Raw genomic sequence first — 902 nt, forward strand, 5'->3', positions numbered from 1 at the left:
GCGCCGACCCCGCCGTACCGCCCGCGCCCCCGGTGCCCCCGGAGACGGCGAGCGGCTGGCGCCCCTGGCGGTTCCGCATGTCCAACGACGTGTGGGGCACCCCGGCCGTCGACGGCGACCTGGTCTACGTCACCTCCTTCGAGGTGCACGCCCTGGACGTGGCCACCGGCCGCCGCCGCTTCAAGACCCGGGACGTCGCCTGGTCCATGGCGGTGGCGGACGGCCGGGTCCACGCCTCCGACGGCCCCACCCTGTTCGCGCTGGACGCCCGGGAGGGCACCGACCTGTGGCGGCTGTCCACGGACGCCTGGGTGTACTCCCTCAAGGCCGACCGCGGCACTGTCGTCACCGGCACCCGCGGCGGCGGCGTCCAGGCGTGGGAGGCCGCGGGCGGGCAGAAGCTGTGGGAGATCACCGGCTGCCAGACCGACTTCGAGTCCCCGGAGGCCGGCCCGGTCGTGCACGACGGCACGGTGTACGTCTGGCAGGACGCCCGGCTGCGCGCCCTGGAGGCCCGCACCGGCGAGGAGCGCTGGTCGTACCCCATCGGCGACGCGGCCTCCTGCGGCGGTGTCCCGGTGCGCCTGGCCCCGGCCCCCGACGGGTACGTCTATGTCTCCGCCGGCACCCGGGTGCTCGCCATCGAGGCGGTGAGCGGCATGGTCCGCTGGCACTTCGAGGCCCCGGCGGTCTTCCTGAGCCCGCCGGCCTTCGCCCCGGGCCCGGCCGTCACCGGCGGCGGTGTCTACCTCGCCGACTACCTCGGCACGGTCTACGCCCTCGACGCCACCGACGGCCGCGACCGCTGGCGCATCGCCACCGAGGCCCGCTCCTCCGTCGAGCCGGTCCTGGTGGCCGCTGGGCACGTGCACGTCGGCAGCGGCACCGGCCTGTACACCCTG

1 protein-coding gene is annotated in these 902 nt (G+C 76.2%); it reads left to right on the forward strand.

Annotated features, from left to right (window positions below; translation table 11 throughout):
* A partial coding sequence (locus CCN44_RS40550) for a PQQ-binding-like beta-propeller repeat protein (protein ID WP_158103221.1) occupies window positions 1-902 on the forward strand: 902 nt, incomplete at both ends.

The organism is Streptomyces tricolor, from assembly GCF_002155905.1.
GTDB lineage: Bacteria > Actinomycetota > Actinomycetes > Streptomycetales > Streptomycetaceae > Streptomyces > Streptomyces tricolor.